Genomic DNA, 25,623 nt, shown 5'->3' on the forward strand with positions numbered 1-25,623 from the left:
TATTGAGAGGAACTATGGCATTTACAATTGCAGCAGAAGTTTTAGGGGACTTGGGTAAGGTTACATTGATCGGTGAGTTAGATGGCAGCACAGCGCCCCTATTCAAGGAGAAAATTGAAGAGATCGCCAAGGCAGAAATTAAACGCTTAGTTTTACTGATGGCAGAACTGGAATATATGTCGAGTGCTGGGTTACGGGTTTTGATTTTTGCCAAACAAAAAATGGGCACTAGTGTCAATATCTATATTGTTGGGGCCCAAGAAATGGTGCAGGATACAATTGATCAAACAGGTTTGCACCAAAGCTTTTATTTAGTGGATACCTTTGACTTTGCTAGTTAAATTAGGCCTAGGCATTCAATACCTATTTTTTGCTGCTTATTTAACTTTAGATGTCATATCTTTAGATTAATGAATAGCCGATACCTTCAACTGTCATTGAAATTAGCCCTTCAGCCAGGCCTGGATACTAGGGTTAATGGCCTATGACTATTTCTCAAGATGCGAAGCCGATTAAAAGTCAAATTCAAACATTTCGGCAAGGCGTGCTTAAAAAATTAACCCAGATCAAGCACAACAACCCCATTGCCCGCTCAATTCAGTTACGAATTGTCTTTTTACTGCTCATTTGCCTCATTCCAGTGTCCTTAGGTGGAATTTATTGGCTTGATCTCTACACAGAGGAGCGGTTAATTAAGTTGGCTGAACTAGACCTCGTCAGTCGGGGCAAGTTACTGGCCGAACTGATGGGCAGACTCGATCGTGAGCGCCGCCTTGATACCGAGTTTTTAGCCTCTCATCCAGCCGTTATCCAGTTTAATCAAAAAGAATCTGGGGTTCTCCTCCAGCATTTTGCTCAGTTTCATCACTGGGAAGGGAATTTTAGCGTATTTAATATGCAAGGAAAGTTAATTGCCGAGAGTCCCAAAAATTCTTTCCAGGCTTTTGACAAGATTCCAACATGGCTTTCAGAATCTCAAGCTCGCGGCGGGCCTATGAACCGCCTGACAAGAAACACCACTATTGAAGACAGCAAAGATTGCTTGATTATGCCAATAGTATCTCCAGAAAGCCAGAAACAAGTAGGAGTATTATTGGAGTGTATTCCGCTCAGTGCCATTTCAAGGTTTGTTAATGATATCGGTAAATCAATTGATGTTGATCGGATTATTTTTGTCAATTATCAGGGTTGGATTTATGCGGATACTGGCAACATCGCCTATAGTCAATTAGAAAATCGTCAGAATTTGCCAGCAGAAAAACGAGTTCTGTCTGGGGAACAGCGCGTCACCTATACTGACGGAAAGTTTATCTTTACAATGCCGATTAAATATCGAAATAATCGAACATGGGGATTGATTTTAATTAATACTGAAGAAACAATTCAGTCAGCCATTGCCGATGTTAATCGGGTGGGTTTAATTCTAGTGGCCTTCATTGGGATCATTGTTGCCTATAGTTCCTGGAAGATTATTCATCATAGCACCGTCCCGATTACTGCTCTAACCCAGGCCACCAGCGCGATTGCCGATGGAAATTTGGACTATGTGATTGATATTCACCGCCAAGACGAGATTGGGACATTGGCGCAAAGCTTTATGAATATGCAGTCCCGACTTAAAAATCTGATTGATCAAGAGGTTAAAGATGCTGTTTACCGCTTGGAATTAGAAAAAGGACGGCAAATTCAGCAAGATTTTCTCCCCGAGCATCTACCGGAAGCAGCGGGTTGGGATATTGCGGGTTTATTTGAACCAGCCCGCTCTGTGTCTGGAGATTTTTACGATGCGTTTACGTTAGATGACAATTACCTTGGCCTGGTGATTGGCGATGTTTGCGATAAAGGTGTCGGTGCAGCGATGTTTATGGGCCTCTTTCGGAGCCTCTTGCGGGTCTTCTCTGGGGCGGGGATGTCATCAGAAATTTACATTGATAATCGAGGCTTAAATGATGATCCTACAGATATTTTGGACGGAATGGATCCGCTCGTGCATCAGTTTCTCAAGGCAGTTTACTTAACTAATGACTACATTACAACTGAACATTCCAGCATGGCGATGTTTGCGACCCTATTTTTCGGCGTTCTTGATATTAAAACTGGAACGTTAACCTACATCAATGCTGGCCATGAGCCAGTTTATGTCCTCAACCAGGCCGGCATTAAACACCAACTAAAGTCCTCGGGGCCAGCAGTGGGGATGATGCCGAAATCTACGTTCCCCAGCCATCACATTAATCTTGAGTTAGGTGATCTTTTAGTGGGTTATACCGATGGTGTGACGGATGCCCGTTGCCCCAATGGGAAGTTTTTTGGGCGTAAGCGACTTGAACAATTACTCATTCAGCATTATGAGGATCATGTCAATATTCTTGAATGTGTGCGCTCAGAGTTGTTAGACCATATTGCTGATGCAGTTCAGTTCGATGATATTACGATGTTGGTAGTTTATCGGAATTAATCCTATGGAAACCCTGGTTTTGCCCGCCGAGTTAGACTCTTTGGAACCAATTGGTAAATATGTCCTGAATGTGGCCAAAGTTGCTGGACTTTCCCAAAAGAAAGCCTATCGCTTAAGGTTAGCAGTGGACGAGTTAGCGACAAACATTATTAACTATGGTTATGCGAATCAATCCTCCCCCGTTGGTCTGGAAGTCAGTGCTGAACTTGCGCCAACGTTTTTGAAAATTATTTTAATTGACTCTGGTCTGGCCTATGATCCACGGGAGCGTAACTTTGATGAATCTATTTTAGAAGAACCCATTGAAGAACGTCCTATTGGTGGTTTGGGCATTTTTCTAGCCCTACAAAATGTGGATGAATTCAGTTACCAGGTTCAGAGTGATAAGAACATTAGCTCCTTTTTAGTTCATATCGAATAGAAAACAAATCAAAAGTTACTGACCAGGCCGGGGAAGGGGAGGTTCTTCATGGCTCTGCCAGGGGGCAAAAAAGGGCAACAGGGCCAAGGCGGGTAAGGCAGCCCCTAAGGTAAAGAGAAAAAATAAGGGCCAACCCATCATCTCTGCCAGTCGGCCAGCGGGGGCGGTAAAAATATCTCGACTAACGGCAAATAAACTGGACAAGAGGGCATATTGAGTGGCGGAAAAGCGGGGATTACATAAACTCATTAGAAAGGCTGTCAAGGCTGCTACTCCCAGGCCGCCACAAAAGTTATCCACATTAATCGCTAAAATCATCAGCCCATAACTCTGTCCCGCTTGAGCCAAGGCAAAATAAGTAAGATTACTCAAGGCCTGGAGAAAGCCCAATATCCACAGGGCCCGATGAATCCCAATCCGACTAATAATCGCCCCTCCCGCCAAGACCCCGACAATGGTTGCCACCAGGCCCAGGCCCCCTTGCCAGGCCCCAATTTCTGTTTGACTAAACCCAGTTTTTAATAAAAAGGGAGTCACCATATTCCCAATCAGAGCATCCCCATAGCGATAGAAACAGACAAAGAGCAAAATAATCAGGGCCTTGCCCCAGCCAAACCGTTGGAAAAACTCACCAAAGGGCAAAATAATCGCATCCTTCAAAGAGGGGGGCGCAGGGACATCTGTTGCCGGTTCCTCTCCCCAAAAGGTGGTTAATATCCCGACAATCATCAGCCCAGAAATTAATAGATAAACCAAGGGCCAAGGCATTTGATCCGCCAAAATCAACGCTGCCGACCCCGTTACCAGGAGCGCAATCCGATAGCCCAAAACATAAACCCCAGCCCCGGCCCCCATTTCTAACTCTTCTAAAATGTCTGTCCGGTAGGCATCCACGGCAATATCTTGGCTGGCACTGAAAAAGGCAATGAGTAAGGCATTAATGGCCAACAGCCGCAATCCCACCGCTGGATTTTGTAATGCCATGGCCGCAATTGCCAGCAGCAAACCGATTTGGGTCACAACCAACCAGCCTCGCCGCCGGCCTAAAAAGGGGGGAACATAGCGATCTAATAGGGGCGACCAGAGGAACTTGAGGGAATAGGGCAGCGCGACCAAACTAAACAACCCAATGGCCGTTAAATCTACGTTCGCTTGGGTCATCCAGGCCTGGAGGGTGCGGCTGGTCAAGAAAAAAGGCAATCCAGAGGAAAAACCCATCAAGAGCACAACTGCCATTTTTTTGCTTTCAAATACTTTGATGGCGGCCGCGAGGGACTGGAGGGGATTAAAGCCAAGTTTTGCCATAAATGTGGTAGATATTGCCAGATTGCGCTTCTATAGCACTATACAGGGGGTGAGAGACCGCTGGCAGACCGACTAAAGACTTTTCAGGAGTCCCGGCCTGGCATAGACTAGAGTATGTACTGAATTTCAAGGAATTAAAAACGTGGGGACAACGACCTCGGTACTCCCGCATCTGTTGCGCGTCGCTCAAGGGGAAACCCTAGATCGTCCCCCGATTTGGTTAATGCGCCAGGCCGGCCGGTATATGAAGGTCTATCGAGACTTGCGGGATCGTTACCCCTCTTTTCGTGATCGCTCCGAAATTCCCGACTTAGCCATTGATATTTCCCTCCAACCGTTTCGGGCCTTTGCTCCCGATGGGGTCATTCTTTTTTCAGATATTTTAACGCCCTTACCCGGCCTGGGGATTCCCTTTGACATCATCGAAAGTAAAGGGCCAATCATTGATCCGCCGATCCGCAGCCAGGCCCAGGTGGATGCCTTAACCCCCCTTGAACCAGAAGTTGCCTGCCCATTCATCCGCCCCATCTTAACGACCCTGAGAAAAGAAGTGGGAGATAGAGCCACCGTTTTAGGATTTGCTGGGGCACCTTGGACATTAGCGGCCTATGCGGTGGAGGGAAAAAGCTCTAAGGATTATATTGTCATCAAGACTATGGCGTATCAGGAGCCGGATCTCTTACATCAATTCCTCGGAAAACTGGCCGATGCCATTGCCGCCTATCTTTGCTATCAGATTGATTGTGGTGCTCAGGTGGTGCAATTATTTGATTCCTGGGCCGGTCAACTCAGCCAGCGGGACTATGCCAATTTTGCTCTACCCTACCAACAACGGGTCGTCCGGGGTGTGAAAGCGATTTACCCCCATGTGCCGGTAATTCTTTACATCAATGGCAGTGGCGCAATCCTTGATAAAATGCCCGCCAGTGGGGTGGATATTGTCAGTTTGGATTGGACGGTGGATATTGGCCCAGTCCGGCAACGCTTCGGCCCCAACATTGGCATTCAAGGCAATCTCGACCCTGTGACTCTATTTGCCAGTCCCGATGTGATTAAAGAACGGGTAGCCGATATTATTCGCCAGGCCGGGGACTCTCGCTATATTTTTAACTTAGGTCATGGTGTTCTCCAAAAGACTCCCGAAGAAAACGTGGCCTACTTGTTTGATTTGGTCAAATCGGGGAGCTATTAACCCTTGCGGATCTTAGTTACGGGAGCCAGTGGGTGCATTGGTCACTACATTTCCGAAAGTTTGATTCAGCAGACTGATCATGAATTATTTCTCATGGTGCGGAATCCGGCGAAGTTAAACCTGGATGTGACGGCCCGGCCTGGGATTACGGTGATTCAGGGGGATATGCTCAATCTAGAACCCCTGGCGGATTTGCTCCCAACGCTAAACATTGCCATTCTGACTGCAACCATGTGGGGCGGCCCAGAAATTTTCCAGGTGAATGTCACGCAAACCTTGGCCTTAATGGCAGCGTTAAATCCAGACGTTTGCCAAAAAGTCTTTTACTTTTCTACTGCAAGTGTTCTAGATCGTCAACTTAATCCTCTTGCCGAAGCGGGCACAATTGGCACTGATTACATTCGCTCCAAGTATCAATGTCTCCATGAATTGGAAAGTTTACCCATTGCGGATCGGATTGTGGAGCTTTTTCCCACTTTGGTTTTTGGGGGTGGCGGCGATGGCAAACCGACCTCTCATGTTACGGGGGGCCTGGGGGAAGCGCTCAAATGGCTCTGGTTGGCCAAATGTTTTGATGTGGATGGGAGTTTTCACATTGTCCACGGTCGTGACATTGCCCAGGTGATCACCTATCTCATTCAGCACCCGGAAGTGGCCCTAGGCCCGCGCTTAGTGTTGGGAAATCCGGCTTTAACAGTTAGTCAAATGTTGCAAGAAATGTGTGACTTTACTGGACAGAGAATTTATTTTCAACTCCCGCTCCGATTGTGGTTGGTGAATATTTTAATCAGGGTTTTTGGCCTCCAGATGGCGGCCTGGGATTATTTTTGTCTCCAGTATCGGCACTTTAGCTATGACGAAGTTATCAACCCCCAGAGCTTAGGCTTGAGTCCCTATTGTGGTACGTTGACGGATTTACTGCGGATGACTCAATCAGCGGGATTGGCGAGTCGGTAAAGCAAAGAACGCAGGCTGACTGTTGGGCAGTGTTGCACCCGTTAAATCCAAAGCCCCAGCCAGTTTACTTCCGCCTAAAATTGCCCCCGTCAAGTTCGCCTGATCAAACCGCACCCGCTCAACTCGGGCCCAGGCCAAGCTGGCATTGGTTAAATTCGCACCACTAAAGCGCGCCCCCCGCAAATCGGCATTGGTCAGGGTGGCTCCGGTCAAATTTGCTCCCGTCAGATTCGCCCCTCTGAGAGTTGCCGCATTTAGATTTGCGCCTTGCAGATCAGCCCCTTTGAAATTCCGGCCATTGAGGTTGGCATAGCTCAGATCACAGTTGGGGCAGTTACCGGTGCGGTTGAGTTGTTGGAGGTCTTCCGGTTTGGCAGCCAGGCCTGGGGTTACAAAGTTGACCAAGATGCCCAGGATACAGCACCCGGTTAACCAGTTCGTTTTAGTAACATTTTTGCAGAAACTTGCCATAACCCATCCCAGACCGGAGCAATAACTATCCTTAGATTACCCATCATTATGCCCTAGGGAGTTTGAATTTCCCAGGCCTGGAGCGGAATGTTCAGAGAGTTATGCCCACTCATCCAGCAACTTAGGCTCGCTCTAAAAGCTTTGTAACTGCCCCAATCAAAGCATCCGCATTTTGGAGTAAGCTGCCAAAAATCACCACCGAAGCCGCCGCCACAATCACCGTCCGGGCAATGATGAGGTTATCGCGCGAGAGTTGAAAAAAGCGTTCTTCCCATTTATCCATCCGCTGGGTAGAGGCCGCCAAATCAGCTTCTAAGTGATCGAGGCGTTGATTGATGCTGCGTAATTCAGTTAAGACTTGGGTTTGAAATTCTGGCTCACTCATGGGGATTTTGTCAGCAAGAGTAATACAATCATAGCAAACATTGTCCAGAGCCTGTTACAGGATCAACATCTGGGATAGGTCGTCACCTCTATTGAGGATTTTACTGTCTTGGTTCTTATGTCTAACCCAAAGGGATATTCTCTCAATAGCAATGTTAAGAGAGTCTTTTGGAGTATCTTTTTTGGTATTTTACTTTGGATAGGTTTAACCCGGCCAGGCCTAGCCGATGAACATCCTTTATTGACCCTTGAGACACTTCAACAACGGCTCCAAAATCCAATGACTTTAGATGGCAAACCCACTATAGATCTAAGACAATTTCAAATTGATTTACGTCCCGAAAATGCCCCCTTTCGCGACCAATTCTATTCCTTGCTGGCAACCCAATTACAACGCGCGGGCAAGGCCTGGGGCCTGGATTTAAGTGATGCGGTGATCCGTGGTGATTGGCAGTTTGGGGCCTTGGGAGTGCGCTTACCCTTAACAGGCCAGGCCCTAGCTCCTAATTTTTCTGCTGCTGAACAAGCTCAATTTAATCAGGATCGGCAACGATTATTCCAGTTGAGTCGCTTATCCCGATCACTGTTAAGTCAAGATTACCGTGAAGATGATTTACAACTGCGCTTATGGCGGGGAGCCGTCTATCTCAACCGAACCCAATTCCAGGGCCTAGTTTCTGGACGAAATACCTTCTTTCTCGGAGCAATCCAAGGGCAGAATGCAGATTTTTTCGGCAAGTCCGACTGGTCTGGGAGTCGCTTCAGCCAGGCCTGTAATTGGAGTGGGAGTCAATTTCATCAGGCCAGTAATTGGCGCGGCACGATCTTTTTTCGGAAAATCAACTTGACCCAAACTCGCTGGCAGCAATCCGTTGACTTTAGTAATAGTGAATTTCGTGACAGTGCTAATTTTAGTCGCGTCATTTTCGAGCAGTCCGCCACCTTTTCCCGTTCACAATGGCAAGGTAATGCAGATTTTAGTCAAACCCGCTGGTTAGGAACGGTTAATTTTAATCGTAGTCAGTGGCAGAAATCGGTATTTTTTCCAGAGGCCAGCTTTAACCAGATGATCAGTTTTCGGGGGATGCAACTCCAAGAAAAAATGAATCTGCGGGCTGCGACCATTCTCAACCAACTTGATCTCAGTGATGCCAGCTTTAGTCCCCAGGCCAAAATTAATATTCCTGACCTGGAGTTTGATGCCAAAACTGCCCAAATATTGGGAACTCCGGGCAAAATCGGGGCCATCTTCACCCTGCCTAGCTACCGCAACAATCAAACCGTTATTCGTAATCTAGTCCGTAACTTCCGCCAGTTGGAACAAATTCAAGATGCCAATGCCATTGAACTCATGGGCCAACTCCGCCACTGGCAAGAACTCAGCCGCACCCTTTGGCAACGGAATTTGAATCAACTCTCTGAGTCTCAATTACAGCAGCTAGGATTTACACCATCGCAGACCGCGCAAGTTCTCGCCCAGCGGGCCCAAAAACCCTTTACGGATCTCAGTGACTTACTTAACCGGAATGTGATTGATCTGGCCACCTATGTCAAACTCCAGGCCAAGGTAAATGTTGTTCCGGCGCTCTCCTTAACTGCCTATTGGGGGTATCTCTGGCAATGGTTGGGCTTGAGTTTACTGTTAGCTTTTACGGCCTACGGGAGTCGGTTTGGATTAATCTTTGGGGTGGGCTTGGTCGCGATTGCCTATTTTGCCTTGGTCTTTTGGGCCGTGGATCGGATTAGACGGTGGCGGCCAACTCCCATCCTGCCAGGCCTGGTGGAAACAATGGTCATGATTTTAGGCGGGATCAGCTTGGGGTTAGTCGGGAGTAGTTTAGTCATGCGTTCTGCCGTCAATCCGGGGTTAACGTGGCTTTGTTTAGTCATGTTTCTTGTGCCAATTCCCCTCGTTTTAACGCTGATTATCTATCTCAAAGGTCGCTATCATGACCTGATGACCATTAGTTATTTCGTGGAAGATGGCAGTCAGCGGCAGTTTCGCCTCCTCATTGGTCGCTTACCGATTATGCCGAGATTTCCATTTTTTCGGGAACGCTATGAGCCAATTCTCTGGGGTCGCCGCTGGACAGGACTAAACTATTTCGACCTCAGTTTAATTAACTTTCTCAAATTTGGCTTTAATGATGTGCGCTTGCGAGATCAACAGTTACCTGGCCTGGTCGGAAGTTTGGTTTGGTATCAGTGGGGCCTGGGTTTACCCTACATTGGCCTGCTGTTCTGGACCTTATCCCGCACCATTCCCGGCCTGAATTTATTTATTTATTTTTAACGGCGACTTTATCTTGATGAAACTTGAAGAATATTCATCATCTGCTGATGCGTCAATCCTTCTAGGGTCATCTTTACCGCTAAGGCGGGCTGAGTCTGTCTTGATCTAGATAAGCATCAATACATGGGTTGAGTTCATCCATAAGACCATCCAAATCATGCTCTAACCATCTCATATCTAAAAACGAATTACTATCCGGTCATGTTGGCTGATTTACCGGGATGTATTTCCCAAGGCGATCCTCTCAAAGAAGCTGTTGCTAAAAAGCCGATGATGAGATTTGAACTCACGGCCGCTCGATTACGAATCGAGTGCTCTACCACTGAGCTACATCGGCAACCAGGCCCCCCATTTTAGCATCAAGATTTTGTAAGTTTGCTGGCTCAGACTCAATCTCGTTGAAATTTAATTACACTTAGGCTCCATCCAACTTGGTTAATGCAGAGAAAATACCTTTCTACTCGCTTCAGGCCTGGGTCAAGGCTGTTAAAAAGGGGCTGGGAGCTTTCTTACTTCTATCATCCTGCTCATGGGTTGAGAGATAAAGTTGCTGCTGAGCCCGCGTCAAGGCAACATAAAACAGGCGTTTTTCCTCTTCAAGCCGGCCCTCTTGGACACTGCGAAAACTCGGAAATTCTCCATCCGCCAGGCCTGCCACAAAAACCCGATCAAACTCCAACCCCTTGGCCTGGTGAACTGTAATTAAAGGGACAAGATTCTCGGCCTGGGTGAGCCGGTCAACATTCCGAGTCAGGGCTGTAAATTCGATGATCTCTCGGAGGGCTGTGTGGGGATGGAGTTGAGCTTGATCCCGCTCTGTAAAGACATCAATGAGTTGATCCAAGTTCTCTAGGCGTTCCGGCTGACTACTGTAATGGCGATATAATCCAGAGTCTTGGATGATTTGGCGGATTAACTCTCCCGGCCGGAGTTGGTCACTTGCTTGTCGCCATTGGTAGAGTTGTCGGGCAAACGGAAAAAACTGCCGTTGATAGCGTTGAATCAGAGCTTGACGTTGGGGCCGGCCAGGAATGGTCAGGGGTAATAAACAATTCAGTAGTTCAACCGTTGTGCGGACATCATCATCGGCTTTGTGGGTGGGGGTTTGTTTCAGTTGAAAATGCTTGGCCAGGGTGGCGAGTTTGTAATTGGGGGCCTGGACAAAGCGGTGGGCTAAATTGAGGGTATCTCCCCAGCGGGAAATATTGAACTCTAGACCAACCCGGCGGGCGTGGGCGGTGATCATCTTGATATCAAAACCCAGGTTGTGGCCAATCCAATAGGCTCCTTGGGCAAAGCGTTGAAACTCCCGAAACACTTCCTTGGCTGGCCGACCCCGAATCATTAAAAACTGATCGCTATATCCGTGAATGGCTTCGGTTTCCCCGACTGGCTTGAGGTTTGTAATAAAGCGTTGGAAGCTGAGGGTATGTTCCCCGCCGTCATACCGTTGGGCCGCAATTTCAATCACTTCCGATTCCGCCACCGACAAGCCCGTCGTTTCGACATCAAACACAATGATCTTGCCCGACTGCTGGGCCTGGAGAATCCCCTGAAAGGGATCACCGTCTTCTAGGGTGGGTAAATCAATTAAATCTGTTAACCACAACCCACAGGCCTGGCCCTGTTTTTGAATTGTATTAATCGTCCCCAGGCCAATTTGCGGCACTAATTGTAGTAACAGTCGCCGTAAGGCCGTCGCATCAAAGGGATTTAACAATAAGCGTATTAAGGCGAGAGCATCCTTGACCTCTTGACGTTGGAAAAATTCAAATTGCTCCACCGTTAGGCAGGGAATCCCCATCGCTTTCAGGCTGGTACTAATCTCGGCCAGACGGAAATGATTGCGGGCTAAAACAGTCGTGCGGCTATAGCTAAAATTTGGGGACTTACGGGCCATCTCTTGAATTTGTTGGCCAATCCAATCGGCTTCAGCCTGGGCAGTCGGGGCCTGGTGGATGATCGGGGGTGGGCCAGCCGGGCAACTGGGAGCAGCCGTAATCTGGGTGTGGCGATGGGCAAAGTTTTGGGCAAATTGATCCGCTGTGGCTAAGAGAGATTGGGTCGCCCGATAATTCCAGGCCAATTCATAAACCTGGGGCTGAAACTCTTGGCGAAACTGGGACAAAATTAAATCTGGTTCTGAACCGCGCCACTCAAAAATCGTCTGATCCAGGTCTCCAATCATGGCCATATTGCCGGAACCTCGTCCCAAATGGGCGACAATTTCATACTCAGAACTGTGGGTATCTTGAACTTCATCAATTTGTAAGAGCTTAAACCGTTGCTGCCAGCGTTGGGCAATTTCCGGATCAGTCCGTAGCATCCGGCGCACATAGTAAATTAAATCAGCAAAATCGAGGGCATGGCGTTTTTGAAGGGCCAGTTGGTATTTAACCCCCTGTGGTGCATAGTCCCCCAGGCCCCGGAATACCCCTAACCAGCCGTCACCATCCTGCCAATACCCGCGACTTTTAGTCGTCATCAACTCACGGGTATACTTTTTAACATCTCGGGCATCACTCAGGTTAAAAATCTGTTGGACTAATTCTTGGCAATCACTATCATCAAAAATCGTAAAATCGGCCGGTAAACCCATCGCAGTGGCTTCTTGCCGTAACATCCAAGCACACAGACCATGAAAGGTTTTAATCGTCAGATGCTCGGCCTGGTCAGGAATCGCTTGGCGAACGCGGGTCTTCATTTCCTGCGCGGCTCGATTGGTAAAGGTGAGACAGAGAATATCCTGAGCCTGAAACCCTGCCTTGAGGGCTTGAATTAAACGGGCGGTCAATACTCTCGTTTTACCAGTCCCAGCCGGAGCCAAGACTAAAATTGCACCCTGGAGATGCTGGGCAATGGCGGCCTGTGCGGGGTTGAGTTCCATAGAGATTGGGTCGGACACAATGATATCAATAACCCGACAATTAATATTCCTGTATAATATATTAGGGCAAACCTATTGGCTGTCAAGGTATACACATCCTAATCCCCAGCAACTCATCTCCATTGTTAAGCGGATCACAAACCTCAATAGGTCAATATCCCAGGTCCCAAACGGCTCCGTAGCGATAGATTAGACTAGGAAGCGAGTGACTGTTTTGATTTCATGTTTCGCTTGGAAATTCGCCACAACTTAGAAATGGCCCATCGTTTTTGGCAGGCCGAGAACTCCCCTAAGTGCCGGAGTATTCATGGGCATAGTTGGCAAATTATTTTGACGTTACACTCTCCACAGTTAGATCAGCAGGGCATGGTCATTGAGTTCGGGCAATTAAAGCTCGTCTGGCGGGCCTGGTTAGATCAATATTTAGATCATGCCTTGGTTTTGTGTGAGGCAGATCCCTTCGTTAAACTACTCCAGGCCAGTGATCCAGATTTACGCCTGTTTACCCTTGCGACCGACCCGACAACAGAATGTTTAGCTGAGTTTTTATATCACCAGGCCAGTCACATCTTAAGGGACGTAAACGCTGATCCACGGATTCAAGTTGAACGCATCCGCATTGAAGAAACAGCGGTTAATTCTGCTGAATATTGGGGTTAAAGCGCGACGGAAAATCCCAGCCACTATTTTTAGAAATCACGCCGTGAAAAAATCCATGTAGCCAGGGAGAGTAACAACGCCGTATAGACCAGGCCATAAATTCCATTGACAATTAACGGTTGAGAACCTGGCAAAATTCCATAGACTGCATCATTTTTCAGATCAAGGCGGGACAGATCTGGGACAACTAAATAGATCGTGTTAATTAAAGATTTGACAAACCCATCTTCCATCCGTTGCTGTAATGTAATCAGGTTTTGGCTGAAATGGCCCATAAAATAGAGGGCTAGGGTCAATAATGTCCCAATCAAAGAACTAGTTAAGACCCCAAATAAAATTGCTGCGGCCGCCAAGAGGGCCAACTCTAAAATGATGTAAATTGCCGCAATGGTAATCGCCCCGGCTGGATAGCTAAAACCCTTAAAACTCATCAGGGCAAAGAAAATCACCGTCATCAAGGCCACTAACACCGCCAAAACCGCCGCCAGGCCCAGATGTTTGCCAATAATAAACTCGGCTCGACTAATGGGTTTAGCCATCATCACGAGGGCGGTGCGTTGGTCAATTTCCCGATTGATCAGGCCACTCCCGACAAAAGCGGTCACCACCAGGCCAAAGAGACTAATCGCCCCTATCCCCACATCAAGGGTAATTTTATTTTCTGTACCCGCCGAGACTTCACTGAGTAACACCACGGCCAAGGTGAGGGCGATGGCAAACAGGGCCGTGATGTAGAGCACCCGTTCCCGAAAGGTGGCCTGGAAAACATTACGCCCAAGAACCCAAATCCGATCCATAGCTCTAACGCAAAGAATTATCTTTAGTGGTAATAATTGAGTTGGTTTTCGGTCTCGGAATGAATCTCTACCTTGACTTGCTCTGTATTTTACCCCGCTTGGGACAGGTAGCCTTCTTGGGGCCGCTAAAACCTTAGGCCTGGACTGACTCTTGAATTAGTTTTAGGCGACCTTGGACATAAACATCATCAGGAACGACCCCTAACCAGGCCTGGTAATGCTGAATGGCTGATTCAATCTCGCGCAACTCTTCCGCCAACCAGCCCAAATTGCGATGGTGGTAATGGTTTTCTGGCATGAGTTTGAGGGCATTATTTAAGGACAAAACTGCCAGGGTGAGATGATTCAGCAAGTAGGACACCATCCCCAGCTTTTCCCAGAGATCGGCCCGTTGGGGTTGATTCATCAGGGCCCGCTCTAATTTTTGACCCGTTGTAATTAAGGTTTGGCGTTGGCGGTTACTCAGGCCCAGGCGTTGGCTAGCCAAGTCCCAATAGGGCTTTGGGTCAAGAGTCGGAGTTGGGGAGGGTATCGCAAAATTCTGTCTCATGGGAGGTCTCCTAGTTGGAAATTGACCGAGATGCAGTAGTTTTTCCAGGTGTGCCAGCAAAGTATCGGGGGCAATGGGTTTACATAAAAAATCCTCAGCACCAACACCGCGGGCCCGAATCCGAAAAATGGGGTGATCCACAGCCGTCAGCATCAAAATGGGGATCTCAGCCAGGGCGGGAGTCCGGTGAATTTGCCGACAAAGCTCATACCCATCTACCTCAGGCATGACGATATCTAACAAAATCAGTGCCGGGGGAGTGGCCAGGAGTTGGGCCTTGGCCTGGGTGGGACTCATAATTGGCAAGACTTTATACCCGGCGGCCGTGAGGGTTAGGGAAATCTGCCGCTGCACCGTCCTACTATCGTCAATACAAGCAATTAAGGGAGCCGCAACTTGGTTTTGGGGAATGGGTTTAGCTATTAAGGAAGCAGGACTCATCGGTGGGTAATCCATCACATAGGATTGATTCTCCCAGGCCTACCCGTAAGGAACAGTGATCAATCTATGCCCAGCCTGTGATCCTAGGCACGTTGGCCAGATAGTGACCATCCATCAAAAAATCCCTGTCCCACTAAAAGCTGCGAGACAAGGGATCAATAGGTTTCTGGAGGCGCGGCTGTAGTCTTTCCCAGATGGGTCTGGGTCTGTAGCCAGGCTCTGAAAAACGTTGAAAAAGCTGCTAACGGATTGAACCAAAGCCCTCGCTAGCCCGTCTAAAGCAATAGGTGTTTTTGAAATATCCGATGAATCTGCTTAGAAAACCTGTTCAACCTCAGCAATTTCGGGGATGGACTCTTTTAATTTCCGCTCAATGCCCATTCGTAACGTCATGGTTGAACTCGGACAAGAGCCACAGGCCCCTTGCAACCGCAACCGGACAATGGGCCCTTCCACTTCAACCACCTCGACATTCCCGCCATCAGCCATGAGATACGGGCGGAGTTCATCCAAGACTTTTTCAATGTTTTCGTGGGTGAGTTCTAACGTTGCAGCCATAGATACCTCAAGGGGAGATGAATGAGTTTGTCTTTATCGCGTTGTTCAGAATAGCGTTGTACAGACCGATGTGAGCAAGTCAAAATCTGAGGAATAGGGTCTGAAAATTCTCTGGCTTGCTCCTGTTGAGACTGATATGGGTAACGCTGTAGCTTTGCATCTGTCACGTTCTAGTTTAACATTCAACTTTCGTCAGGAAAATTCAAGCTCTCAGGAATTCACCTCCCCAGGCCTGGGCCAGTCCCTGTTTGAGCCGTCTGACCCAAGGCAATGTTCGCAATTAAAAAAGGCAATGGTTAGCATTGGGATGGATCACAAGCGAACTGACAATGACAAGAGGCCCAAAGCATTCATTAATAGTGGGATGTCGCCGTGGGGAGAATTTTGGCCATGAACCGGATGACCGTTTTTACACAAGGGATATTATTAGTCGCTCTGGCCTGGGGGAGCGCGGGATGTCAGACTTCACTCTCTCCTAATGCGACGGCCAGGCCGGTTTCTTCTGAAATCCCTGTGGATTTGGCAGTGGCTAAACCTGGAACCTTAGGCAGCAGGGTGACATTTACGGGGACAACACGCCCCAATCAGGATGTGGTCTTGCGGGCCCAGGTGGAGGGACAGGTGCTCAGCTTAGGGGTAGATGTGGGAGATCGGGTTGTCCGGGGACAGATCTTAGCTCGCTTGGATGCCGCCCTGTTACGCGCCGCCGTCATTGAAGCCGAATCCGAATTAGCCGCCCGCCGCAGTGAGGTCGTCCAGGCCCAGGCCCAAGTTAATAATGCCCGAATTGCCGTTGAACAAGCCCGCCTTAATCTACAGCAATCCCAGTCCGATGCCGCCCGCTTAAAACAGTTGTTAGCCAGTGGAGCCATTGCAGCCCAGGCCGCCGAACAGGCCGAAACCACCGCCCGAACCCAACGCCAAGTCCTCGCCTCCACCCAGGCCCAAGTGCGGACAGCCCAAGAGGGGGTCGCTATTGCCCAAGGTCGTGTCCAAGCCCAAGCGGCCATCGTCAAACAAACCCAAGCCCGCCTCCAATATGCCCTGATTCGGTCGCCCCTCAATGGGGTGGTTTTAGAGCGCTTGACGGAAACGGGGAATCTCGTGCAACCGGGGGGTGAGTTACTGCGCCTGGGCAATTTGAACCAATTAAAAGTTGTTGTCGAGCTATCGGAACGGGAAATTGCCGATCTTAGAGTGGGTCAACAAGCCATAATTACCCTTGATACCGCCCAAACCGAAAGATTAACGGGTCGAATTAGCCGCATTTCCCCAGCGGCCGATGCCATAGCCCGACTGGTTCCGGTTGAAATCCTCCTCAATAATCCCCAACAAAGGTTTGGTTCTGGCCTACTAGCGCGGGTCACCTTTGCAGAAGAAATTCAAGAGCGAGTTGTTATTTCCCAAGCTGCCTTGGCGGGTGAAGAGGAGGGCAATGTCTCTGCCAAAGAAGGAAAAATTTATGTAGTTAAAAATAATCAGGTTGAGTTGCGCTCTGTGCAGTTGGGTAATCGTCGCAATGGGCAGGTAGAAATTGTCGCTGGCCTGGCACCAGGGGAACGCTATGTGGTTCGGAGTGGGCGTCCCTTAAAATCTGGGGATACAGTCCGAGCCAGCGTCCTCTCAGAAAGTTAAATCCCAATTCAAATGTCTGGAGTTGTAACGCCAGGCCCAGCACTGACAATCACCATCTGGTCGGGATGAATTAATTCCTGAAGAACCGCCTCCACATCCGCCATCATCACAGCCGCCAAATGGTTGGGAAAGTCCCGGATTTCGGTGATGGGTAAGCCAATAATTTCCTGAGCCAAAATTGAGCGGGCCAATTGATCTAGATTTGCTAAATCCACGGGATGGCTATTCATGAGAGTCCGTTTGGCTGCCATGAGTTCGGCTTCCGTAATGCCAGTTTCTTGAAGTTGTTTTAAGAGGGTCAGGGTGGCCGTAATGGCCTGGGCTGTGTCTTCCGGGGCTGTTTGCATTTGAATCGCAAAGGGGCCAGGATATTGACCCGCGGCAAAGTAGCTATAAATCCCATAGGTCAGGCCGAGCCGATCGCGAATTTCCACCCCTAAACGACTGGCCAGGGTATCCCCGCCCAGGATGTGGTTGAGGAGCAGGGCGGCGTAAAAGCGCGCATCTCGGCGTTCAATGCCTTGATGACCGAGATAGGTAATGGCCTGGGATTTACCGGGTAAAACCGGATTTTGAAATGAATTCTGAGGGGGGAAGTGAACGGGGGGAACCTCTAAGGTTAAGGATTGGGGATGATTCTCCCAGGCCCCGAACAAACGCTCCATTTCATCCAGAACGTGATCCACTTCAAAATTACCCACCAAGGTAAGAATGGTATTTTCAGGGGTGTATTGCTGATGGTAAAAGCGAATTAAATCCTCGCGAGTGATGGCCTGGAGATCCTCTAGGGTGGGAAAGGAATGGAGAGGGTGATTGGCGGGATAAACCCTTTGCTGGAAGACGCGCCGGGCAACGCGATTCGGATCATCCAAGTCCATTTGTAAATCGGTGATGGCTCGCTGGCGACTCCGGTTAAATTCTGCGTCTGGAAAGGTGGCATTTTGGAGAATATCTGCCAAGGTTGCTAATAGTAAAGGCAAATCCGGGGCCAGGGCATAACCATCCACATCCACTCCTTCCCGAAAGGCGGCTAGATCCAGGCCAGCCCCCCGTGATTCTAAAGTTTGGGCCAAGGTCAACGCCGATTTGGTTTTTGTCCCATTGGCTAGGTTTCCGGCCGTCAGACTCGCGACTCCGGGTCGAGTTTGCAGATCATAGACGGATCCAGCTTGGATATGGCCACTCAGGGTAATAGTGGGGGTGCTGGTATCCCGTAACAGTAAAACTCTCAGACCATTTTTGAGGGTGAATTTTTCCGGGAGAGCCAGGTGGGACTGGGGCGGCTCATGGGTGGTGGGCGGTAAAAATTGGGCCACTGTGGCCGGGTCAACGGGAATCCCTGGGCTGAAGTTTTCACTGGTTTGCATGCCACTGGCTTGGGGCGGCGTGGCCGTGAGTTCGCTGGGAATAAACCGTCCCTCGATGGCGTTGTCTGGGCTGAGATAGGTTTGGGCCACCCGTTGAATGTCGGCGGCGGTGACTTGGGTGATCCGAGTGAGGAGTTTTTCACTGAAGTGGTAGTCTCCGGTCACCACCTGATCGTAGGCTAACTGGCCGGCTTGGCTGTCAATGTCGCGATTGCGCAAAATAAAGTGGGCCTGGAGTTGGGTCTTGGCCTGGTCTAACGCCTCTTGGGAAACGAACTCGGTTTGGATTTGGCAAATCTCGGCCTGGAGGACAGCCAGAACTTCCTCTAGACTGGTTTCTAGGGTGGCGACTGCATCTAGCTCATACCAGCCCCCGGCCTGTAATCCGGCGGCATAGGCACTGACAGAACTGACTAATCCCGTTTCGACCAGGGCTTGATAGAGGCGGGAACTGCGGCCGGCCGTTAAAATCGCATCCAAGACTTCAATTGCAGCAAAATCTGGGTGGTCACAAGGGGGTAAGGGATAGAGGATTTGCAACAGGGGTGCGCTACCCGGTTCAGAGAGAATGATCGGAGTGGTTGGGGCCAGGCCGGGGCGGGGTGTTCTCGGTTTATGGGGCAGGAGGGGAAAATCCGGTCGGGAGATTGGGGCAAAAATGTCTGTCACAAGTTGCAGCGTGGCCTGGGTTTCAATATCCCCAGTAATGACAAGCACGGCATTGTCAGGACGATAAAACTGGCGATAGTAGCTTTGAACGGCTTCTAAACTAAAGCTTTCCACATCCGCAACTGTTCCCCCCACCGGTAGCCCATAGGGATGATCGGGATAGAGGTAGTTCATTAAAGTCCGACTGAGGCGATATTCCGGGCTGTTTTCATAGCCTTGTAATTCCGAGATCACCACCCGTTTTTCACTGCTGAGATGGCTGGGGGAAAGATCCGTATTCACCATCCGATCCGCTTCCAAGATTAACAAGGGTTCGAGTTGGCTAGCCCGTACCGTGTGGAAATAGGCCGTCATGTCGTAGCTGGTAAAGGCGTTGGTTTGGCTGCCAATCGCACTAAATAACTGCCCAAATTGAATCGGCCGGGCCTGGGTTCCCTTAAACATCAGGTGCTCGAGTTGGTGAGCAATTCCGTTTTGGCCTGGGGCTTCTTGGGCTGAACCCACCCGATACCACACCTGCAAACTCACCACCGGGGCCGTGGGAATTTCCTTAATTAACACCACCAGGCCATTGTCCAGTTCAGTCTTAATCACATTGACGGTCAGGGACACAGAAGTAAGGGTTGAGGACATAGGGACAAAAATAGGGGTTTATGTCTTTTGATTATCTCTGAAGTCTCTGCCTCTGGGGACTTAATGCCAAAAGACTGAAGTTTAGTGCCTGCTTTATGATTATTGGTAGCGACTCCGTTTATTAAAACATCATCCAGGCCAGTCTTTATGACCCTCACCCCGACTAAAATTTCCCATAAGCTCTATGAACAGGATTTAGTGCTGTGGTATCAAGAGACGCTCACCCGACTCCAGCAGCGCGACTTTAACCAATTAGATATTGAGAACTTAATTGAGGAAATTGAAAGTTTGGCTAATCGAGAACGCCGGGAGCTAAGAAGTCGCCTTTTTGTTTTGCTTTGCCACTATCTGAAACGTCTTTATGTTCCGTCTGAGCCAGATTACCGTGGTTGGGACGCTACAATTCGGAAACAGCAACGACAACTCCGGCAAATTCTGAAAGATTCGCCCAGCTTAAAAAACTATGCCCACGAGCAATTTTCTGAAATTTGGCATGATGCCCTAGAAGAAGTCAACGCAGCTTATCCTAATGTGACCTTTCCCCAGGCCTGGAGCTTGACCCAAACCATTGATGAATTAGTTTCACCGGAATTACTCCTGAAGTTGGGCCCGCAAACGCCGCCAGAGTAACATACTGCAATAAATATCACCGGAGCCGCTCAATGCTGCCCCTAAGTTGGCCTAAGACTTTTGCTGAATGGTTAAAAGAAACGTAATTTTCCCAGCCCCATTTCAGACCAGCTAGGGAGGACAGGGTTGTGCTCAATTCCCATGCAAAACTTCCCAGCGTTGGCGGGCTGCGGTGACGGCCTGTTGTTGATCTCGCCGGGTAATCCAACGATGATAGGTACGAGTATGAATGCCCACGGAATGGCCCATCATCCGGGCGGAAACCGTATCGGGTAAACCCACATGAATTGTTCGCACGGCCCAAGCATGGCGTAGATCGTAGGGACTAAAGGGAATTTGATAACGCCGAAATTGTTGGGTGACCCGTTGTCCAATCCGTTGGAGTGTGGTTATCCTCAGGTCGGTATTCACTGGTGGTAAGTTGATGTTCTGTAAATTAAGCCTTTCCACCCACTCCGGCTGAAAGGGCCAAACCTGATGCCCCCCGGTTTTAGTGGAATCTAGGACTTCAAGCACGGCTTCTGGCTCCTGATCCCGCAAGCTGCCATAGTCACAAAAAAAGACCTCATGATTGCGTAACCCATAGGTGGCGATGATGCCATAGACAAACCGCCAGGCCGGGTTGGGAATTTGCTCGTAGTAATGGAGGATTTCGGTATCACTGGGGAGGTGGCGGCGTTGGGTGCGGCTGGGGCTGTAGTGACCGGCAAAGTGGGTTAAGGGTTTGGGGAGTTTAAGCTCTAAAAATTGGCTCAAGGCTTGCATCGCGGTACAACAGGCCTGGCGGCTGCGAGAATTGGCGGGTGTGGCCTGGACAGTGGCGTAAATCAATTCGGCCAGGGAAAGATTCGTCCGGTTTGCCGCTAAGATTTCGAGCTTACGGAAATAGGGGCGGTAGGCAGTTGACCAAGTGGAGCGTTGCCCAATTGTCGGCGGTTGGTTAAAAAAATGGGCCTGGAATGCTGAAATTTGATCTACCACAGTTGCCTCAGGCCCCAAATGCTGGATGGGTGAAAGATAGGGCTGCCAATCAAACCGGGCTTGCATCACCAGGAGAGCAATTTCCATCGCTTTTTGTTCTGCTTGGTCTAGGCCTGGGGGGGTGGCTGGTAAACCCAAACTGAGGCGTTGCTGATGGGGGACAAGGCGGTGACTCTCTGGCTTTGGCGGAAAGATACCCCGAAGATTAAGTTTCTGGCCCCGCTGTTCAATTTGAACCCCCAACCGAGCCACCTTTAAGCGGGCATTGGCCTGGTCTAGCTGGGTTGAAAATGAAATGTGCTTGCCAGTTTTAGCAGACATAATAGATAAAAGGCAGAAAAAATCTCTGGATATTCCCTCAGCCTAAGTAGGTAATCCCAGTAATTCACCATCCCCAGGCATAACCGTACCCATGACATAATTTTTGAGACCTTGGGCCTGGAAAAACTCTTGGGTGATTAAGGCTTGCTCCCTCGGCACAATCAGGCAATACCCAATCCCCATATTAAAGGTCTCGTACATGGCCGCTGAACTGACTGATCCTTGAATCTGTAACCACTCAAACAATTTCGGCACCTCCCAGGCCCCCGGTTCAATGGCAATACTTTGGCCAGGGCTGAGACAGCGGGGTAAATTTTCCGGTAAGCCACCCCCTGTAATATGCGCCATCCCATGAATGTCCAGGCCAGCGTTGAGGGCCGCTTGAACTGGAGCCACGTAGAGTTGGGTCGGGGTTAGAAAAATTTCCCCCAAGGACTGCTCACCCAGTGCGGGGATCTGTTCTGTCCAGGCCCAGCCCTTGCTTTCGATAATCCGCCGTACCAAACTAAAGCCATTACTATGTACGCCACTACTGGCCAGGCCTATGACCACATCTCCAAGGTTGACCTTTACCATTAGCCGTTCTTTTTCAACAATCCCAACACAAAAGCCGGCCAGGTCATAGTCCCCTGGTTGATAAAATCCGGGCATTTCTGCCGTTTCCCCCCCCAACAGGGCACAGCCCACCGCCTGACAGGCACAGGCTATTCCCGCCACCACATCCACCAAGGCCTGGGGGTCAAGTTTCCCTGTTGCCAAATAGTCCAGAAAAAATAGAGGTTTAGCCCCACAAGTGAGGACATCGTTAACACACATCGCCACTAAATCAATGCCAATGGTTTGATGCTGGCCAATGGCCTGGGCAATTTTGAGCTTGGTGCCGACCCCATCGGTTCCTGAGACTAAAACAGGCTGCTGATAGCCACTGGGCAACTCAAAATATCCAGCAAAGCCCCCCAGCCCTCCTAAAACCTCAGGTCGCAAGGTCTTGGCCACTAGGCCCCGAATCTGTTGGACAAAATCCCGCCCGGCCTGGACATCTACCCCTGCGTCCCGATAGTCCATAGTGTCTCTCTAGTCCTGAGTCATTGCGTTAGCAATCATATCGGGGCCCAGGCATTCGTCACAATCACCAGAGCAAATATGGGGGTAGCCACCCAGCGGTCTGGAACCTAGATGAGCGTTTTCAACGTCTTAGATCGGGCCTGCTTCTGAGAATTTCCATTGGCTCAACTCCAACAAAACCGAGAACTGAACGTATATATAAGTGAATCTTTATCTTATTCCAATGGTAAAAAACAATAAGTCCTGAGCAAAAATAATTAATATCTAAAATATTTGGCAGCATATAATTCTATGGAGCAAATCCGATGTACCGGCACATAAATTGGCACATATCCCTGGCTCTTTTCCACTCCGGTGCGTAGCTTGGAATGTAAAGGGAAGCACAATGTTCCAATAGTTGATTCTAAAATTGCTCGCTCAAAGATAAAATACAATTTTCTTCCCTCTGCCTACCTATCCTAATCACGGTCAAATTTTATAAAATTTCTTGTAGAGATATAGTGAGATAGGTCAGCTAAAGCCCCTTAGATTTTTTGGGGTGAATCGAAAGAATTTTTACGATCTCGAAATCGAGGACATCTTTTTGTGATTTTGATCACTGATTCATTTTGGAATTGAAAAAAATTTCCAGATAATGATAAATAATATTAATCATTCTTAAGAGTTTTGCAGCCCGATAAAAACTTTTTGGGGCCTGGGATTGGGGAAATATACCCATAATTTAATTTTTTAAGATTAAATAAAACTCCGCTGATCAAGCGATCCCGCCCCTCCAAGGCTTCGTGGTACGTTAAAACAGTCCCGCTTGTTGAGGACAAACTCGGCTCAACTTCGAGTTATCTGCAAAACCAGTTCTAATCTTTCTCTCTGGTCTCTAAAGCAGTGTTCACCCACAAGCCTATGTTTAACGGACGTAGTGTATGAATCAAAAAAACCTTATTTTGGGGATGGCGACTACGGTTCTCGCTATCTTGGGCTTCTTACCTTGGAGTGAGGCTACCCCAGAACGCTCTCCTGACTCCCAACCGTCTCAATCTCTTGCTTCCGCCTCAGTTACACCTGCAGCCAATTCCATTGCAGACTCTGCCCCCACCGCCGCTACAATTTCGGGTCAATCTGCGCCACAAGCTTCTGACAACTCTGCCGCTACAGCTACGACCATCCGCCCCATTGCTACAACCTTGATCCATGACCTGAATGGCCGAGAAGTTGTCACCCTCTATCTCCGGGGAATTCCGGCTATGACCTTTTTGGGGTCTCAGGCTTCTCCTCCCAGTGGCGTGCAAGTTGCTTCAGCTGCAAACCTCGGGATTGCTCGCAATGCGGCTCCAATAACCGCAGTTGTCCAGGCCAATCAGTTAGCTGAACGCCTAAACCAGCTTCACACCAGTGGTGTTGATGCTAAAACAATCCGCTTGGCCTGGAATCCGAACATTAACAGCTATCGCATTTATGCGGGTCAAGATCCACGTCAGGATGCCCTCGTCACTGTCAATAGTAGCGTTATCTTTCCTCAAGGTGGCAAAAATCTCTCTAAGGATGCACTCCAAATTACCAACCTGATCCGGCGACAATTGGGTAATGCCCCGGCTTTAACCACCGCAGAGGGACGAAATTACCCCACCCAAACTCGAGTGGCAACTAGTAATTTCAACTCTGGGGCCGTGCGCTCCCTCTTTACCGGGATGGCCTCTTGGTATGGGCCAGGATTTCATGGGGCAAGAACTTCCAGTGGTGAACGGTTTGACCAATATGCCATGACGGCGGCTCACAAAACCCTACCCTTTGGCACGATGGTCCGGGTCACTAACCTGAACAATGGTCGCTCGGTCTTAGTCCGAATTAATGACCGTGGCCCCTTTACCCCGGGCCGAGTGATTGATCTGTCCCGAGGAGCGGCGGAAGTGATTGGCCTGGTCAGTAGTGGGGTTGGTTCAGTCCGCATTGAAGTCATGGAATAAAAGATTTCTCACCGCCAACTACTGACTAAATCTCCGCTACTAATCATTTACTGTCAAAATAATTCTAACGGTGTCTTCCTCGGCACTGTTTTTTTATGGCTGTTTGACTCAGTATCCCGACCCTCCGGGAATAGGCTATTGTTGACTAGACCTCTGTTGCTGATTCTTGGTTAAGTGTATGCCTGCTGAACAACGGATTGAAGTCTTGCCAGATTTGGAGAGCCTTAGCCAACGGGCCCTCGAAATTACCGTTGAGCAAATGGAGTTGGCCCTAGCGGCGAGGGGTCGGTTTAATATTGTTCTAGCGGGAGGCAGCACACCCAAAAGCCTCTATGAAAGACTATCTCAAGAGTCCTTACCCTGGTCAGCGTTTCACGTTTTTTGGGGCGATGAGCGTTATGTGCCCCCGGATCACCCCGATAGTAATGAAGGGATGGCCCGCCAGGCCTGGTTAGATCACATTCCGATTCCCGCCGCGCAGATTTATCCAATGCCGACCTTTTTACCTGACCCTCACCAGGCCGCAGCGCAGTATCATCAAGAACTTCTAGAGTACTTTCAGTCCTTGGATAAACCAACGCCAGACTTTGATCTGGTTCTGTTGGGGATGGGCCCGGATGGACACACAGCGTCTTTGTTTCCCCATACACCCGCCCTCGATGTGACTGATCAATTTGTCACTGTTGGAGAGAAAGAGGGACAACCCCGCTTAACCCTGACGGTTCCAGTCATTAACCAGGCCCGTTGTGTGTTATTTCTGGTGGCTGGAGCAAACAAGCAAGCAGCCCTTGGACAAGTCTTAACGGAAACGGGTGATCCACAGGCCTATCCAGCCCGGCTCATTCAACCGGATGAAACCTTGATTTGGTTGTTGGATCAAGAGGCTGGCCTGGGTTGGAGTGACGAATAACCTTAGCCGCAAATTTTCGCAAATTTCTCCCTGATTTCTGTATGATTCACTATAAAATAGCCGGATAACTGTCCATA

21 protein-coding genes and 1 tRNA gene are annotated in these 25,623 nt (G+C 49.1%); 11 read left to right on the forward strand and 11 right to left on the reverse strand.

Annotated features, from left to right (window positions below; translation table 11 throughout):
* Positions 1 to 14: 14 nt before the first annotated feature.
* The 3 genes from SYN6312_RS10200 (at position 15) to SYN6312_RS10210 (ending at position 2,879) form a co-directional block, all read left to right on the forward strand.
* Entirely contained in the window at positions 15 to 341 is a 327-nt protein-coding gene (locus SYN6312_RS10200; protein WP_015124796.1) for an anti-sigma factor antagonist, read from the forward strand.
* A gap of 143 nt (positions 342 to 484) precedes the next feature.
* Positions 485 to 2,458: a SpoIIE family protein phosphatase gene (locus SYN6312_RS10205; protein ID WP_015124797.1), complete on the forward strand. Its 1,974-nt coding sequence runs from the start codon at positions 485 to 487 to the stop codon at positions 2,456 to 2,458.
* Positions 2,459 to 2,462: 4 nt separating this feature from the next.
* Positions 2,463 to 2,879, forward strand: a complete 417-nt coding sequence (locus tag SYN6312_RS10210) for an anti-sigma regulatory factor (RefSeq protein ID WP_015124798.1) — start codon at positions 2,463 to 2,465, stop codon at positions 2,877 to 2,879.
* 15 nt (positions 2,880 to 2,894) lie between these two features.
* Here SYN6312_RS10210 and SYN6312_RS10215 read toward each other — a convergent pair whose 3' ends face one another.
* Positions 2,895 to 4,184, reverse strand: a complete 1,290-nt coding sequence (locus tag SYN6312_RS10215) for an AmpG family muropeptide MFS transporter (protein WP_015124799.1) — start codon at positions 4,182 to 4,184, stop codon at positions 2,895 to 2,897.
* Positions 4,185 to 4,326: 142 nt separating this feature from the next.
* Here SYN6312_RS10215 and hemE point away from each other — a divergent pair, with 142 nt between their 5' ends.
* Together hemE and SYN6312_RS10225 are read left to right on the forward strand one after the other, a co-directional pair.
* Complete coding sequence (gene hemE, locus SYN6312_RS10220; RefSeq protein ID WP_015124800.1) at positions 4,327 to 5,376, forward strand: uroporphyrinogen decarboxylase; 1,050 nt, start codon at positions 4,327 to 4,329, stop codon at positions 5,374 to 5,376.
* Positions 5,377 to 5,379: 3 nt separating this feature from the next.
* Positions 5,380 to 6,333 carry an NAD(P)-dependent oxidoreductase gene (locus SYN6312_RS10225; protein WP_015124801.1) on the forward strand — a complete coding sequence of 318 codons (954 nt, stop codon included), beginning with the start codon at positions 5,380 to 5,382 and terminating at the stop codon, positions 6,331 to 6,333.
* Here the strand turns inward: SYN6312_RS10225 and SYN6312_RS10230 are convergent.
* Complete coding sequence (locus SYN6312_RS10230) at positions 6,310 to 6,804, reverse strand: pentapeptide repeat-containing protein (RefSeq protein ID WP_015124802.1); 495 nt, start codon at positions 6,802 to 6,804, stop codon at positions 6,310 to 6,312. The two genes, SYN6312_RS10225 and SYN6312_RS10230, sit on opposite strands and share 24 nt — an antisense overlap.
* Positions 6,805 to 6,925: 121 nt before the next feature.
* Positions 6,926 to 7,189, reverse strand: coding sequence for a hypothetical protein (locus SYN6312_RS10235; protein ID WP_051020998.1), 264 nt, complete (start codon positions 7,187 to 7,189; stop codon positions 6,926 to 6,928).
* A gap of 117 nt (positions 7,190 to 7,306) precedes the next feature.
* On the opposite strand from SYN6312_RS10235, the gene SYN6312_RS10240 reads away from it, so the two are divergent.
* On the forward strand, positions 7,307 to 9,481 hold the full coding sequence (locus SYN6312_RS10240; RefSeq protein WP_015124803.1) for a pentapeptide repeat-containing protein: 2,175 nt from the start codon (positions 7,307 to 7,309) through the stop codon (positions 9,479 to 9,481).
* 265 nt (positions 9,482 to 9,746) lie between these two features.
* Here the strand turns inward: SYN6312_RS10240 and SYN6312_RS10245 are convergent.
* Positions 9,747 to 9,818, reverse strand: a tRNA-Thr gene (locus SYN6312_RS10245).
* A 129-nt stretch (positions 9,819 to 9,947) separates the two neighbouring features.
* Positions 9,948 to 12,386 carry a 3'-5' exonuclease gene (locus SYN6312_RS10250; protein WP_253276336.1) on the reverse strand — a complete coding sequence of 813 codons (2,439 nt, stop codon included), beginning with the start codon at positions 12,384 to 12,386 and terminating at the stop codon, positions 9,948 to 9,950.
* 204 nt (positions 12,387 to 12,590) lie between these two features.
* On the opposite strand from SYN6312_RS10250, the gene SYN6312_RS10255 reads away from it, so the two are divergent.
* Positions 12,591 to 13,028, forward strand: a complete 438-nt coding sequence (locus SYN6312_RS10255; RefSeq protein WP_015124805.1) for a 6-carboxytetrahydropterin synthase — start codon at positions 12,591 to 12,593, stop codon at positions 13,026 to 13,028.
* Positions 13,029 to 13,057: 29 nt separating this feature from the next.
* On the opposite strand, the gene SYN6312_RS10260 is transcribed toward SYN6312_RS10255, so the two are convergent.
* The 3 genes from SYN6312_RS10260 to SYN6312_RS10270 all read right to left on the reverse strand — a co-directional run bounded on the left by SYN6312_RS10260 (position 13,058) and on the right by SYN6312_RS10270 (position 15,374).
* Positions 13,058 to 13,825, reverse strand: coding sequence for an ABC transporter permease (locus tag SYN6312_RS10260; RefSeq protein WP_015124806.1), 768 nt, complete (start codon positions 13,823 to 13,825; stop codon positions 13,058 to 13,060).
* Positions 13,826 to 13,958: 133 nt separating this feature from the next.
* Positions 13,959 to 14,816 carry a response regulator gene (locus tag SYN6312_RS18325; protein ID WP_015124807.1) on the reverse strand — a complete coding sequence of 286 codons (858 nt, stop codon included), beginning with the start codon at positions 14,814 to 14,816 and terminating at the stop codon, positions 13,959 to 13,961.
* Between the two features lie 315 nt (positions 14,817 to 15,131).
* Complete coding sequence (locus SYN6312_RS10270; RefSeq protein ID WP_015124808.1) at positions 15,132 to 15,374, reverse strand: NifU family protein; 243 nt, start codon at positions 15,372 to 15,374, stop codon at positions 15,132 to 15,134.
* Between the two features lie 399 nt (positions 15,375 to 15,773).
* On the opposite strand from SYN6312_RS10270, the gene SYN6312_RS10280 reads away from it, so the two are divergent.
* Positions 15,774 to 17,009 (forward strand): efflux RND transporter periplasmic adaptor subunit, encoded by a 1,236-nt coding sequence (locus tag SYN6312_RS10280; protein WP_253276337.1) that lies wholly within the window; start codon positions 15,774 to 15,776, stop codon positions 17,007 to 17,009.
* Between the two features lie 8 nt (positions 17,010 to 17,017).
* Here the strand turns inward: SYN6312_RS10280 and SYN6312_RS10285 are convergent, their stop codons facing one another.
* Entirely contained in the window at positions 17,018 to 19,678 is a 2,661-nt protein-coding gene (locus SYN6312_RS10285; RefSeq protein WP_015124810.1) for a pitrilysin family protein, read from the reverse strand.
* A 147-nt stretch (positions 19,679 to 19,825) separates the two neighbouring features.
* Between SYN6312_RS10285 and SYN6312_RS10290 the strand changes: the two genes are divergently transcribed.
* A complete protein-coding gene (locus SYN6312_RS10290; RefSeq protein ID WP_015124811.1) occupies positions 19,826 to 20,308 on the forward strand; it encodes a DUF29 domain-containing protein in 483 nt (160 codons plus the stop codon).
* Between the two features lie 132 nt (positions 20,309 to 20,440).
* Here the strand turns inward: SYN6312_RS10290 and SYN6312_RS10295 are convergent, their stop codons facing one another.
* Both SYN6312_RS10295 and purM read right to left on the reverse strand, forming a co-directional pair.
* Positions 20,441 to 21,610: a site-specific integrase gene (locus SYN6312_RS10295; RefSeq protein ID WP_015124812.1), complete on the reverse strand. Its 1,170-nt coding sequence runs from the start codon at positions 21,608 to 21,610 to the stop codon at positions 20,441 to 20,443.
* Positions 21,611 to 21,652: 42 nt separating this feature from the next.
* Positions 21,653 to 22,675, reverse strand: a complete 1,023-nt coding sequence (gene purM, locus SYN6312_RS10300; RefSeq protein ID WP_015124813.1) for a phosphoribosylformylglycinamidine cyclo-ligase — start codon at positions 22,673 to 22,675, stop codon at positions 21,653 to 21,655.
* Between the two features lie 920 nt (positions 22,676 to 23,595).
* Between purM and SYN6312_RS20830 the strand changes: the two genes are divergently transcribed.
* Positions 23,596 to 24,636 (forward strand): septal ring lytic transglycosylase RlpA family protein, encoded by a 1,041-nt coding sequence (locus tag SYN6312_RS20830; protein ID WP_015124814.1) that lies wholly within the window; start codon positions 23,596 to 23,598, stop codon positions 24,634 to 24,636.
* 178 nt (positions 24,637 to 24,814) lie between these two features.
* Positions 24,815 to 25,546: a 6-phosphogluconolactonase gene (pgl, locus tag SYN6312_RS10310; RefSeq protein ID WP_015124815.1), complete on the forward strand. Its 732-nt coding sequence runs from the start codon at positions 24,815 to 24,817 to the stop codon at positions 25,544 to 25,546.
* Positions 25,547 to 25,623 lie beyond the last annotated feature (77 nt).

The sequence above is a fragment of the Synechococcus sp. PCC 6312 genome (assembly GCF_000316685.1).
Classification (GTDB): domain Bacteria; phylum Cyanobacteriota; class Cyanobacteriia; order Thermosynechococcales; family Thermosynechococcaceae; genus Pseudocalidococcus.